The sequence below is a fragment of the Dongia sp. genome (assembly GCF_041905885.1).
GTDB lineage: Bacteria > Pseudomonadota > Alphaproteobacteria > Dongiales > Dongiaceae > Dongia.
The window spans coordinates 206,358-218,782 of record NZ_JAYRKD010000006.1 but is presented as its reverse complement, the minus strand read 5'-3'; the positions used below and the strand labels follow the sequence as shown (position 1 = coordinate 218,782).

Genomic DNA, 12,425 nt, shown 5'->3' with positions numbered 1-12,425 from the left:
ACTCAGCCCTCCATGATGCGGGCGGCTTCATCGACCGCGGTTCGGATGCGTTGATAGGTGGCGCAGCGGCAGATGTTGGTCATCGCCGCCTCGATGTCTTCCTGCGTCGGCTTCGGGTTGCTCTCGAGCAAAGCCGTCGCCGCCATGATCTGGCCGGACTGGCAGTAGCCGCATTGCACGACGTCGAGCTTCTGCCAGGCGGTCTGCACCGCCTTCGCGGCCTTGCTCTCCACCGCCTCGATCGTGGTGATGCTGGCCGGACCGACATCGCCCACGGTGACACTGCAGGAGCGGGTCGGCTGGCCGTCCATATGGACGGTGCAGGCGCCGCAGGCGGCGATGCCGCACCCGTATTTCGTGCCGGTCAGTCCAATTGTGTCGCGCAGCACCCAGAGCAAGGGCGTCGCGGGATCGACATCGACCTGATGGTCCTGTCCATTGACTTTCAGTGTGATCATGGCGCGTGGCCCCTCCCGAGGGCGGTGCGGATGAGAAACGGCGATGTCCCGACACCGGCGCGGCCGATGGCGGGAGAATATGCGTCTAGGCAAGGCTCGAAGGTCACTAGCCCCGAGTATATCAGGAGGCGCCTCCGCTTTTGCAATGGCGAGATGGGCAGTATTTTGCCCAGGCCCTGAATTCCCTGGGGATAAAGCCGCGGGCGCCGTATCCGACCTTCCGCCGAAAGTTATAGATTGCGTCAGGGGTTATGCCGGAAAGGGCGGAACCGGGTGTTGGAGCGGGTGAGCCAGCAGGAAACCGAAAGCCGGATCGCCGCGTGCCATCCGGACATCCGCGCCATGGTCGATTACTGGCGGTTGAAGGCCGGCGACCGCCGCATGCCGCGCCGCACCGACATCGACCCCACCGAGATCAAGGCCTTCCTGCCGCGGATCACCCTGGTGGATGTCGTTCCGGACGCCCGGCGCTTCGTCTATCGGCTGGTCGGGACCGAGGAAGTGGCGTCCCGCGGCAACGATCCGACCGGACGCTCGGTCGCCGAGGCGTTCTTCGCCTCCTCGGCGGAGGAATCGCTGCTCTACTATGAACATGTCGCAGAGACCGGCGCGCCTTGCTGCTTTCGCGGCGATTACCGCGCACCGGACGGCGCGCTGGAGAAGCAGGACGTGATCTTCCTCCCGCTCTCCGAAGACGGCGAGACGGTCAGCATCATCCTGGTTTTCTACTACGACTACCGCTTCCACCCGCGGGTGGAGGAATCCTCGGTCCTGCTGCGCTACCACAGCTGGGAAAAGGACGAAGAGGAATAGGCCGGAGCCGTCCTCAGTCGTCGCGGTGGGTGCGTTCCATCCGCTCGTGGCGTTCCTGGGCCTCGATCGACAGGGTCGCGATCGGGCGGGCTTCCAGGCGCTTCAGCGAAATCGGCTCGCCGGTCTCCTCACAATAGCCGTAGGAGCCGTCCTCGATCCGGAGCAGCGCCTCGTCGATCTTGGAGATCAGCTTGCGCTCGCGGTCGCGGGTGCGCAGCTCGAGGGCGCGGTCGGTCTCCAGCGAGGCGCGGTCGGCGATATCCGGTTCCGAAAGGCTCTCTTCCTGGAGATGGCTCAGGGTCTCGTTCGATTCCCGGAGCAGCTCGGCTTTCCATCCGAGCAGCTTCTGCCGGAAATACTCCAGCTGCATCGGGTTCATGAAGGACTCTTTTTCGGTCGGCCGATAGTCGGGCGAAAGCAACGGTTTCATGCAGTGCTCGATTGGATACGCCGGTTCCCGGGTTACACCCCAAGGCGAGTCCCTGGGGGCCGGGCGCGGGGAGTAATAAGGGAATAAAGTTGTCCTCGCAAGTCCGATTTGGCGCCGAGCTTGCCGTTCAACTTATTGTAATTTAAGGATTCTATATCGCAGCGCTCAGGGCGCCGGGCGGCTCAGCTTGGCCAGCTCCACGGCGGCGCGGAGCTCGATCTCATCGAGGATGGCGAGGAGCTTGGGATCGTCGATCTGCTCGCGCTTGGCCCGCACCAGGCTGGCGAGCTGCTCCAGCTTCGCCATCGGGATAGTGCCGAGCAGCAGGCCCAACCGGATCTCCTCCAGGTGGTCCAGCATCATGTTGCCGCGTTCCTGGGCCCGCTTGCGGGCCCGGCCGCGGGTGGCGTCCGGGGCCTCCTGGAGGGCCAGCACGGTATTGAGGTCGGTGAAGCCGACGCTGACCGGCATGCCCGGCCCATGGCTCTGCTGGGTATCGCTCAACGCCTTGGCAAAGGCGCCGGAACCGGTCGCCGAAGTGCCGCCGGTCTTGCGGACGGTCGTCGTCGGTCTCGGTGCGGTGGGTTCGACTTTCATCGGTCGGGGAGCGACTCCATTCGGGCAACGCCCTGCCTGCCCTTTTAGTCACCGTATCCTTAACATTCTATAAAGAAATCCAAAGGCTTGCCGATCGCTCCCGGGGTCCCGGCAGAAACTGCCGGAAGGTTAAGGTCGGTCCTGCGCGCGCGTGGCCCGGGCGCCGCAGCCGGCCCAGGGCATATCTCTTAACCAGCTGAAATCATTATCATAAGTGTTATGGGGACGCGTGGCATGGGATTCGCTTGTTAGCGGGCGCAAAGCCAGTCAACCGCCGAAGAAATCGGACCGAACATGCCGCGACCGACCTCCAGCAGACCCCGTTCCGCTTGCCTCAGGTTGGCCCGCCTGGGCGTGATGCTGGCAGCCCTGGCCGCGACCGCGATCCCCGCCGCCGCCACCTCGCGGATCAAGGACATCGCCGATTTCGAGGGTGTGCGCGAGAACCAGCTGGTCGGCTACGGTCTGGTGGTCGGCCTGGACGGCACCGGCGACGATATGAAGAAGAAGGCGCCGTTCACCCGGGAAAGCCTGATCGGCATGCTCGAGCGCCTGGGCGTCAAGATCAACCGCGACAACGCCGACCTCGAGACCAAGAATCTGGCCGCGGTGATGGTGACCGCCAACCTCCCCGCCTTCTCCCGCCAGGGCAGCGAGATCGACGTCAGCGTCTCCAGCCTGGGCGATGCCACCAGCCTGCAGGGCGGCATCCTGCTGGCGACCCCGCTGATCGGCGCCGACGGCGAAGTCTATGCGGTGGCCCAGGGCGGGATCACCATCGGCGGCTTCAAGGCGGCGGGTGCCGCCGAGACCATCGTGCGCGGCGTGCCGACCAGCGGCCGGATCGTGCGCGGTGGCATCGTCGAGCGCGAGATCCCGTTCGAATTGAACCAGCTCGGCAGCCTCAAACTGTCGCTGCGCAACCCGGATTTCACTACCGCCCAGCGGATCTCGGATGCGATCAACGCCGCGGTCGGCGCCGGCACCGCGCTGCCGCTCGACGGCGGCACCGTGCAGCTCAACTCCAGCCAGTTCCCCGGCGGCCCGGCCGCGCTGATCACCAATGTCGAGCAGCTGCCGATCGAGCCCGACCAGCAGGCCCGCGTGGTGATCGACGAGAATACCGGCGTCATCGTGATGGGCGAGAACGTGCGGATCAGCAAGGTCGCGGTGGCGCAGGGCAACCTCACCATCCGCGTGACCGAGACCCCGCAGGTCTCGCAGCCCTCGCCCTTCTCCTCGACCGGCGTCACGGTGGTCGTGCCGCGCACCGATATCGAGGTGCAGGAAGACCGCAACCGCAAGCTCGCGGTGCTGCCGACCAGCCTGACCCTCGAGCAGCTGGTGACCGGCATCAATTCGCTCGGCGTCGGCCCGCGGGATCTCATTTCGATCCTGCAGTCGATCAAGGCCTCGGGTGCCCTCCAGGCGGATATCGTCACGCAATGAACACGGTCTCGCCATTGCCGTCCCTTGGGCCGACCTACACGCCCGATCCGCGCCAGCTGGCACAGCAGCGCGCGGCGATGGCGAAGCAGCAGAACGAAGCCGCGATCGACAAGGTCGCCGAGGACTTCGAGGCCTTCTTCGCCGGCGCCTATTTCGAGCAGATGTTGTCCGGCATCAAGCCGGACTCGGTCACCGGCGGCGGCGAGGCGGAAGGGATGTTCCGCTCGCTGATGGTCCAGGAATACGGCAAGGCGGTCGCTCGGCAGCATGTGCTCGGCATCGCCGATGTCGTGAAGCGTCAGCTTCTGCAGCTGCAGGAGCAGCAATAGGGGATTTCTCGTCCATGCCCAAACCGTCGTCGCGCGTCACCGAGCTCCTGGCCATCACCTCGCGGCTGATCGGCTGCCTGCAGCAGGAGATGGAAGCGATCCGCGCCATGCGGCCGGAAGCGCTGAAGCAGATGCAGGTCGAGAAGATCGCGCTGGCCGACACCTACCGCGCCTTCACCCTGGCGCTCAAAGAGCCGAGCGGCGAGAACCAGGCGATCAGCGCCGCCTTGAAGGACGAGCTGGTCGAGGCGACCGAGCGGGTCCAGGCGGCGGTCAGCGAGAACTTGCGTGCGCTGCGCGCCATGCGCGACGTCAACGAGCGGGTGATGCGGGCGGTGGTTTCAGCCCTGGACGAAAAGCGCTCCAGCGTCACCGGCTATGATCAGCGTGGTTCGCTGCGCAAGGGACGTCGCTCCGTCGCCGCGGAGCCGGCGACCGTGCAACAACGCGCTTGAAGAGGATCAGGCCTTGATGTCGACGTGGGGAGCCGTCGCGGCCGCGGCGGTGCTCGGTGCGACGGAAGGCGAAGCCGGCGGCGAGGCCGCGGGCGCACTGGTCGATACGGCCTGCTTGGCGCCGGTACTCACCACGACGGTCTGCGGCGCGGTCTGGGTTTCCCCGCCGGCGCCTTTGTAGAGCTTCTGCTGCAGCTGCACGCGCTGCTCGCGCTGCGACGCCGCATATTGCCGGAGGTGATATTCGGTGGGGACCTGGGTGACTTCCGCGCCGGTCTCGACATTCTGCTGCAGCAGGATCACCTTGCCGAAGTCCGAGCGATAGCTGAACTCGAAGGCGTTGTAGGCGAAAATCTTCTGCTCGGGGGTCGGCGTGGGCGTCGTTATGACGCGGGGCTGAGGCTCCGGAACGCTGGCTTCCGCGGCGCTGACGGCGAACACGCCAGCACCGACCGCCACCCGCGCATCAAGCGAGGGCGAACCGCCAGAACTTCCCAACGTGTTGCTTACACTCAGCATCTTGTCTATCCGCGAACGGGCAACCTAACCCGCTGTTTCGCCACGTATTCAACTAAAAACCTCTTCACCCGGCAATATGGATCCAGATTAGAACCCGGGCAGGGTTACAATAGGCCTGTTAACACTTGACTTCAAGACTTTAACCCTGGGAAGCCCGACCCAATGGTGTGATTCTTCAGAAACCGGGCGAAGAGTCTTCCTCTACCATTCCGATTCATAAGCAACCCGGAGCTTTCTACCCACCTGAAGCCAACGATCCGGTCGGCAATTCTGTTCCCTCCCGGCGATTATTGCAGGGTGGCGCCCCCGCCCGGGCATCCCAGAAACGTCATTTTCTCTCGCCACATCAATGAAATAGCAGTTGGCATGGCGACTGCATTAAGGGGTCCGAGGGCTGGGTTGACCAGCCTAGCCGGGGCCAAAGGCTTCGGTCAGCCGAGATTACGGGAGAACCCTGATGGCAACGAACGACATCCCATTGACGAGCGGCATCCGCGGGAACCTGCTGCTCTTGCAGTCGACCCAGTCCCTGCTCGATCGGACGCAGCAGCGGCTGTCGACCGGCAACAAGATCAACAGCGCGCTCGATGGGCCCGTCGCCTATTTCGCCGCCAAGGGCCTCAACAACCGGGCCGACGACCTTTCGGCCTTGAAAGACTCGATCGGCCAGTCGGTCAGCACGATCCAGACCGCCAATACGGCGGCGACCACGATCGGCAACTATCTCGACCAGGCGCAGGCGCTGATCAACCAGGCGCAGCAGAACCTCGGTTCGGATGCCAACTCGATCAGCCTGCGCAAATCGCTGGCGACGCAGTTCAACACGCTGCTTGACCAGATCAACAAGCTCGCCCAGGGCGCCAACTACAACGGCAAGAACCTGGTGATCGGCAACGGCCTGCGGATGGACGCGACCTCGTCGACCAAGAGCTCGACCAACGCGATCCCGGGCGTCACCGGGGCCACCGTCACCAACGTGATGACGACCGACGACTATGTCATTGCGATCAAGGGCGACGGCAAGATCTCCGCCAACGCGACCGACGTCGCCAATGCCGAGGCCGACCGCGGCATCAGCAACGTCGTCGTCAGCGGCTTCCAGAGCAAGGTGCAGGCCACCTTCAGCTCGCTCTCGGTGAAGATCACCGGCGGCGTCGGCCAGGACAAGACCATCACGGTCACCGAGGGCACGGTCGCCTTCACCCAGACCTTCACCCAGGCGCAGTGGAAGGCCGCGAACTCGACCGGCCAGACGCTCAACTTCGACCACCAGTTCGTCAGCGGCACGCATATCAACTTCGATGTCGACTTCGAGCAGATCGAAGCGGTGCCGGACACCGCCGGCGTCGGCACCTCGGTCATCGAGAAGTTCGCCGACCTCGGCATCGGCGTCACCAACTTCAACGGCATCGGCGCCACGGTCACGCGCAGCGCATCGAACCTTTCGGGTCAGCAGAAGCTGGCGGACGGCCAGAACTCCTGGAACTTCGACACCGGCACGCCGCGCCTCACCATCGACGAGAAGACCATCCTGCAGTCGTCGCAGTACAACGCGATCGTCGGCGGCGCCTATGGCGGCGCCGCGGACGCGATCGCCGGCACCCCGACCATCCCGCTCGCCGGTATCTCCAACGACTTCACCTACACGGTGACGGCGCATGCCGACCCGGCGAACTTCGACTTCATCGCCGGCAAGTTCACCGCCTACAGCGTGACGGTTACCGGCCCGGCCGGCACCTCCACCATCGTGGTCAACGGCGACGGCCTCTATTCGATCAACAGCATCGCCGACGGCGCGCCGGCGGGCAGTGTCACCATCGACTTCCGCACCGCCGGCCTGGCGCGCACCACGGTCGCCTCGGCCTCGGACGCGTCCCAGGTGCAGTCGACCGCGATCGTCCTCGGCGGCGTGCTGGACGTCAGCAACATCTCGGTCGGTGCGGTCTCGGGCTTCGCCAACGACGTGGCGACGCGCATGACCATCAACATGAAGACCGATATCAGCGCCTCGACCTTCGTGCTCGACGACGGGTTCGGCGGCAAGGCGACCTACAACGGCACGCTCGGCTCCTCGCAGGTGATCAACTTCGTGATCTCCGGCGGCGTCAACAGCGGCGCCACCCTGGTCCTGAGCCTGGGCAGCAGCGTGCTGCAGTCCAACGCCACCGGCCAGATCATCATGAACGCGATCGGCGCCTACACGGCACCCCGGCAGGTCGCGTTCGACGTGCGCGCCGGCCAGACCGGATACACGTCCACGCTGAGCACGGCGCAGGTGACCAATGCCACCGACGCCAACAACATGACGGTCCAGCTCGACGAAACCAACGTCGCGCACATCCAGGTCATCAGCAAGAACCTGCAGACCGACGGACAGGGCCTCGCGGTTGACAATGCGCAGAACAACTGGCTCGACCGTGCGGATCTCGAGGTCGCGAGCAAGATGATCCAGGCCGCGAAGATCGAGTTGCAGGCACAGACCTCGGGCCTGAACAACAACCTCGACATCATCCAGGAACGACAGAAGTTCACCGACTCCTTCGTGAACATCCTGGCGGAAGGCGCCAACAAGCTGGTCCAGGCGGACCAGAACGAGGAAAGCGCCAACATGCTGCAGCTGCAGACCAGGCAGCAGCTCGGCACCATCACCCTAAGTCTCGCGAACCAGGCCCAACAGGCCATCCTGAAGTTGTTCTGATCGCCATCGACCCTGACGGCGACAGACCGGCCCGGCGACTTGCCCCAGTCGCCGGGCCTTCTCTTTTCCGATGGAGAGGTGGCGCGGCGGGGGCAGCGGTGCCCGAAGCTCAGTTGTCGTCGCCGCCGATCTTCACGACCGAAAGATCGAAGACGCCGGAGCCGGCGAGCGGCTTGGCCTCGGGGGCCTTGGGTTCGACCGCCGCGGCAGGCGCCATCTCCCCGAAGTCGATGGTGAAGGCCGGCGTTTCGGGCTCCGCCTCGCCCTTGAGCTTGCGGATCAGGCTCTTGATCTCCGCGTCGTCCGGGGCGAGGCGCAGGGTGCGCTCGGCGACCGGCAGAGCTTCCTCGGCCAGGCCCTGGTTTGCCAGCTCCTGGGCCAGGATCCGCCAGGCCACCGCCGATTTCGGATCGATTGAGGTCGCGCGGCGCAGCCAACGCAGGCCCACCACGCCGTCGCCGGCGCGGAGCGAAAGGATGGCGTAGTTGAAGGCGGCGAGAAATTGATCCGCCTTCAGGTCAAGGCTGCGCCGGAAAGTGTCCCGGGCTTCCTCGTTCTTGCCCTGCTCGCTCAAGATCCAGCCCAGCAGCGTCAGGATCTGCGCCTCATCGGCGACCATGGCGAGAGCGCGTCGCACCACTGCTTCAGCTTCGGCGAACCGACCGAGCGCTGCGAGGCTTTCACCCCAGCTCGCCAAGGCACCGGCGTCCAGGCTGCCGAGTGTCTCCGCCCGGGCGAAAGCCTCAGCGGCAGCGGCACGATCGCCGAGATCGCGCTGCCCGAGCGCCAGATTCTGACAGGCAATGAAATTCTTCGGATCGAGCGCGAGAGCCTTGCGCGCGGCATCGACCGCTTCCTGCGACCGCTCGATCGCCAGGCACGCCGCCGCGAGGTTGTTCCAATAGAGGGATTCCTCGGGACACTTCTCGACCGCTCTGCGCAACAGTTCGAGGCCGGAATCGGTCCTGCCGGTGCGGGCATGGATCATGCCCAGCTGGTGGTTGATCTCGGGTTGGTCCGGATCGCTCTTGCGGGCGGCATCGAGCACCGCCTCCGCGCCGGCCAGATCGCCGGCCTGCGCCAGGGAAATCGCCTGGTTTATCTTTGAGATCAGCGCGCCGGAGGTGGCCTTGCCGCGCCCGGTTCGATCCTGCTTCGCCGCGGCGCGGCGATCCTTGCGGTTCATGGCCATCTGCAATCCGATCAACTAGTGCGCGTTCGATCCAGGAGGGTCAAGACCTCCGCCACTTCGGCTTCACCCGGAACCTGCGGCGCCGTCACCATCTTCAGCGCCGGGAACCAGCGATTGTCGCCCCCGCTCATGCCCCACCACCAATGATCCACCGGTCGCCTGAGCTTGATCGTCGGCTTGCCCATGGTCCCCGCCAGGACGGCCGTCAGATCTTCCACCGCGATCACGGAATCACAAGCCTGCACCTGGGCAGCGTATTCGCCGAGATCGCGGGAAAAGTCCACCCGGCGGTCGAAGATCAGGTCCCGACCGGTGCGCTGCGCAAACTCTGCGAGCTCCGCCTCGGCCGATCCCGGGTGCAGCGCCACCACCATGACATCCGGGCGATCGATCAGCGGCAGCCACGCATCGAGCGGCGCCGGCGATTGCGGCGAAGCCTTGGCATGGCGCCAGGAAAGGCCGATGAGCTTCCGCTCCTGCGCGGTCGCCTGATACTCCCGGCGCAGCGCCGCGACCCGATCCGGGTCGGCCGTCACTACAGGCTTCGGGCGTGCCGGAAACTGTCCGCTCGAGGCGCGCATCCGGCCGGCCAGATTGCCGAGCGAGCTCGCCACCTGGAAATTGCGGTCCTTGAGAAGCTCGGGCGTGAGGTCATTGCGCGTGATCACCTCGATCGCCGGGAAGCTTCCGGCCAGGAGTGGCACGAGCCGGGGATCGCATTCGAGCGTGGTCTTGCGGGCTTCCTTCGCCGCCTCCGGCACCAGACCGGCGAACAGCAACTGCTCGATGAGATTGCGCTCGGCGGCGAGGAACAGGCGCTGCTTGCGCAAGCCTCCCTCGGACCACGCCTTGGGCTGCTTATCGGGATCCAGGGCTGCGAAGCAGACCGGAAGGACCTCGGGGCGCACCCCGAAACGCCAGCGGAAATTGGGCCAGCCAGCCGACCAGTCTTCAAGCCGAAGCATGATTTCGGCCACTGCGGTATGCGCCGTGGCATTGGAAGGCTCGATCGCGAGGACCCGCTCGTAATTCTTGCGCGCGAGATCGAAATCGCCCTGCGCCGCCTGCAGCCCGGCCAGCGCCATGCGGCTGGCGACGTTCTCCGGGTCACGACGCAAGACGCGCGCGAAATAATCCGTCGCTTCGTCATAGCGGCCGAGATCGGAGAGGATGCGTCCGCAAGCGATGGAAACCTCGTTGCTGGTCGGAAAGCGCCGCGTGAGCTCGCGGGCCATTGCCAGGCCGTGATCCGCATCCCCGGCCTTCGCCAGCGCCTGGGCCATGTCGGCCTGAATCTCCGGATCATCGGGGTCGAGTTCGATCGCGCGGTGCAGAATGCCGACGGCATCCGCGGCCTGCCCGGCGCCGACCGCGGCCTTCGCCACCGCGCGCATCGCCTGCGCCTTGTCGACATCATGGGCCAGCAACATCCGCCCGTATTGCTCGGCGTCGCCGACGCGTTGCGCTTTCACCATGGTGGCGAACGCGCGCCGCAGATAGGCCACTTCCGCCTGCTTCAGGACCTCGCCGTCGAGCTTGCCAAGGCGCTCCGCGACGCGTTCCACCAGGCCGTCCCAGCCGCCTTCCTTGTCGGGGCGGAAGAGTTCGAGACTTTCGTACCAGACCGTGTCCGAACGGTCGGTCTGCCAGCGCCAGTCGGAGTTGAGCGGCAGCATCGCCCAGCACGGCTTGCCGAGGCCGCCCGCGAAGTGGATGGTGCTGTTGTCGACCGAGATGACCATGTCCATGGCCGAGATCTGCGCCGTGAAGGGATCCATGTCCCCCATCGGGTTGACCTCCTTGTCCCAGTAGACCTGATCGCCGAGTTGGGCCTTCAGCTCTTCCAGGTCGCGGGTGAGATCGCCGTATTGCAGGCTGATGAAGGCGCAGTCCTGCATGTCGAACAGCGGCTTCCAATAAGGGAGCTCGAGCGAGCGCGTGGCGGCACTGTCGCGATTGCCGCTTCGCCAGGAGATGCCGATCAACCGCTTACCCGGGAACAGCGCCTCATAGCGCTTGCGGAGCTTGGACTTCAGCGCCGGGTCGGCCACCAGGAACCCGGCCTTGCCCGGCAGGTCCTCGATATCCGGCTTCAGGACTTCCAGCAGGTCACCCGCCGTGGTGCGGGCCGCGACAGCCTCCAGCGGGATATCCGGCGGCAGCTTGTCCTCATAGATGAACTGCATTTCCGGGAAGCTGCGGCGAAACAGGTTGGCCATCCGGGGGATGACCTTGGTCACGACGTCGTGCGCCTTGGCGGCGATGCCGGGAAACAGCACCGCCCACATCACGTAGTCGCCGACGCCCTGCTCGCACTGCACGATGAGCTTGCCGTGCTCGATCGGCTTGCCGTCCCATTCCGGGACCGGAAGCTTCCACAGCGCCTCGGCGCCCTCCCGCAACCAGCGGGTGTGGTGATATTGATGGAACCCCTCAAGATCGCCGAGCCGGAAGGCGTTGAGCGCGTAGATCATCTGCAGCGCCGGGCGCTGCATGAGCTTCAACACTTCCGACACCACCTCATGGCCGCCGGCGAAGTCGCCGTCCTGCATGAGTGCGACGGCCAGATAGCGGTGCGCCGACGGATCGTCGGGATGCGCCTTGATGTATTCCCGCACGATGCCGGCCGCGCGATCGTGCCGGTTGAGCGAAGCGAACATTTCGGCGGCCAGGTGCGCCGTATTCCAGACCGCGACCGCCAGCTTCTCCAGGCGCGCGCGGTGGCGTCGCACGCCCTCGGCATCCTGGCGCATTTCGGCCAGCGTTTCCGCCAGGGCGAGCGTCTCGGGCTTGTCCGGAGACTTTGCGAGCGCGTGTTCCAGCGCTTGATGGGCCTCGTCAAGGCCGCCGCCGCGCGTCATCAGCGCCCAGGCAAGGTAGTTGAGCGCGCTGTTGTCGTCCTCGTCGATGTCGAGGATGCGGCGGGCGACCTTTTCGACACGCTGCGCCGAGCGCATCGTCGCGGCGGCACGCAGCAGGCTGCTCAGCAGCTGCAGCCGGGTCGGAACCTGGCGCAGGCCGGCCTCATAGATCTCGATCGCCGAGAGCAGATGCCGGCTGTCGAAATGCATGTTGCCGAGGGCTAGGTAGGCATCGGCATAGTCCGGCTCGTTTTCGATCGCGCGGCGCAGCATGCGCTCGGCCTTCGGCTTCTCGTCCGCCTTGTAGACCAGCAATCCTAGATTGTATAAAGCCTGTGCGTCGTTGGGATCGAGCTCGAGCAGCGTCTCCAGGCAGCGCTTCAGCTCCTCGGTGCGCCCGGCCTTGTTGAGGAGACTCGCCTCATGCGCCAGTTCGATCTGGCGCTGGCGTTGTTGCTTCAGCGTGAGGTCCTTATCGGGGCCGGAATGGTCCGGCGCCGATGGTGCGGTCGGATATGGCACCAGCCCGGTTTCGTTCATCGTGTAGGTGGTCGGCATCCTGCTTCGCCTGGCCTGCGGATTGTAGATCGGGGCCGAAGCCCTTCGGTTCGGATCTACCCTAGC

The 12,425-nt window shown here is 65.4% G+C and carries 11 protein-coding genes; 5 read left to right on the top strand and 6 right to left on the bottom strand.

Annotation, left to right across the window (positions count from 1 at the left end; genetic code table 11):
- Positions 1-2: 2 nt before the first annotated feature.
- A complete protein-coding gene (locus tag ACH2CY_RS08630; RefSeq protein ID WP_395018178.1) occupies positions 3-458 on the bottom strand; it encodes a (2Fe-2S)-binding protein in 456 nt (151 codons plus the stop codon).
- A gap of 285 nt (positions 459-743) precedes the next feature.
- Here ACH2CY_RS08630 and ACH2CY_RS08625 point away from each other — a divergent pair, with 285 nt between their 5' ends.
- Positions 744-1,271, top strand: a complete 528-nt coding sequence (locus tag ACH2CY_RS08625) for a PAS domain-containing protein (protein WP_395018176.1) — start codon at positions 744-746, stop codon at positions 1,269-1,271.
- A 13-nt stretch (positions 1,272-1,284) separates the two neighbouring features.
- Here the strand turns inward: ACH2CY_RS08625 and dksA are convergent, their stop codons facing one another.
- On the bottom strand, positions 1,285-1,701 hold the full coding sequence (gene dksA / locus ACH2CY_RS08620; RefSeq protein ID WP_395018174.1) for an RNA polymerase-binding protein DksA: 417 nt from the start codon (positions 1,699-1,701) through the stop codon (positions 1,285-1,287).
- A 165-nt stretch (positions 1,702-1,866) separates the two neighbouring features.
- Complete coding sequence (locus ACH2CY_RS08615) at positions 1,867-2,298, bottom strand: flagellar assembly protein FliX (protein ID WP_395018172.1); 432 nt, start codon at positions 2,296-2,298, stop codon at positions 1,867-1,869.
- A 357-nt stretch (positions 2,299-2,655) separates the two neighbouring features.
- Between ACH2CY_RS08615 and ACH2CY_RS08610 the strand changes: the two genes are divergently transcribed.
- The 3 genes from ACH2CY_RS08610 to ACH2CY_RS08600 are packed head-to-tail and all read left to right on the top strand — an operon-like array spanning position 2,656 to position 4,531.
- Positions 2,656-3,747: a flagellar basal body P-ring protein FlgI gene (locus tag ACH2CY_RS08610; protein ID WP_395018170.1), complete on the top strand. Its 1,092-nt coding sequence runs from the start codon at positions 2,656-2,658 to the stop codon at positions 3,745-3,747.
- Positions 3,744-4,076 carry a rod-binding protein gene (locus tag ACH2CY_RS08605; protein ID WP_395018169.1) on the top strand — a complete coding sequence of 111 codons (333 nt, stop codon included), beginning with the start codon at positions 3,744-3,746 and terminating at the stop codon, positions 4,074-4,076. The genes ACH2CY_RS08610 and ACH2CY_RS08605 overlap by 4 nt, the downstream gene beginning before the upstream one ends.
- A 14-nt stretch (positions 4,077-4,090) precedes the next feature.
- Positions 4,091-4,531, top strand: coding sequence for a hypothetical protein (locus tag ACH2CY_RS08600; protein ID WP_395018167.1), 441 nt, complete (start codon positions 4,091-4,093; stop codon positions 4,529-4,531).
- A 6-nt stretch (positions 4,532-4,537) separates the two neighbouring features.
- On the opposite strand, the gene ACH2CY_RS08595 is transcribed toward ACH2CY_RS08600, so the two are convergent.
- The gene (locus ACH2CY_RS08595; protein ID WP_395018166.1) at positions 4,538-4,990 is read right to left on the bottom strand and encodes a hypothetical protein; all 453 of its coding nucleotides are present in this window, start codon (positions 4,988-4,990) and stop codon (positions 4,538-4,540) included.
- A gap of 517 nt (positions 4,991-5,507) precedes the next feature.
- Between ACH2CY_RS08595 and ACH2CY_RS08590 the strand changes: the two genes are divergently transcribed.
- On the top strand, positions 5,508-7,748 hold the full coding sequence (locus tag ACH2CY_RS08590; RefSeq protein WP_395018164.1) for a hypothetical protein: 2,241 nt from the start codon (positions 5,508-5,510) through the stop codon (positions 7,746-7,748).
- Positions 7,749-7,857: 109 nt separating this feature from the next.
- Here ACH2CY_RS08590 and ACH2CY_RS08585 read toward each other — a convergent pair whose 3' ends face one another.
- Positions 7,858-8,940: a tetratricopeptide repeat protein gene (locus tag ACH2CY_RS08585; RefSeq protein ID WP_395018162.1), complete on the bottom strand. Its 1,083-nt coding sequence runs from the start codon at positions 8,938-8,940 to the stop codon at positions 7,858-7,860.
- An 11-nt stretch (positions 8,941-8,951) separates the two neighbouring features.
- A complete protein-coding gene (locus ACH2CY_RS08580; RefSeq protein WP_395018160.1) occupies positions 8,952-12,359 on the bottom strand; it encodes a tetratricopeptide repeat protein in 3,408 nt (1,135 codons plus the stop codon).
- Between the last annotated feature and the right edge of the window lie 66 nt (positions 12,360-12,425).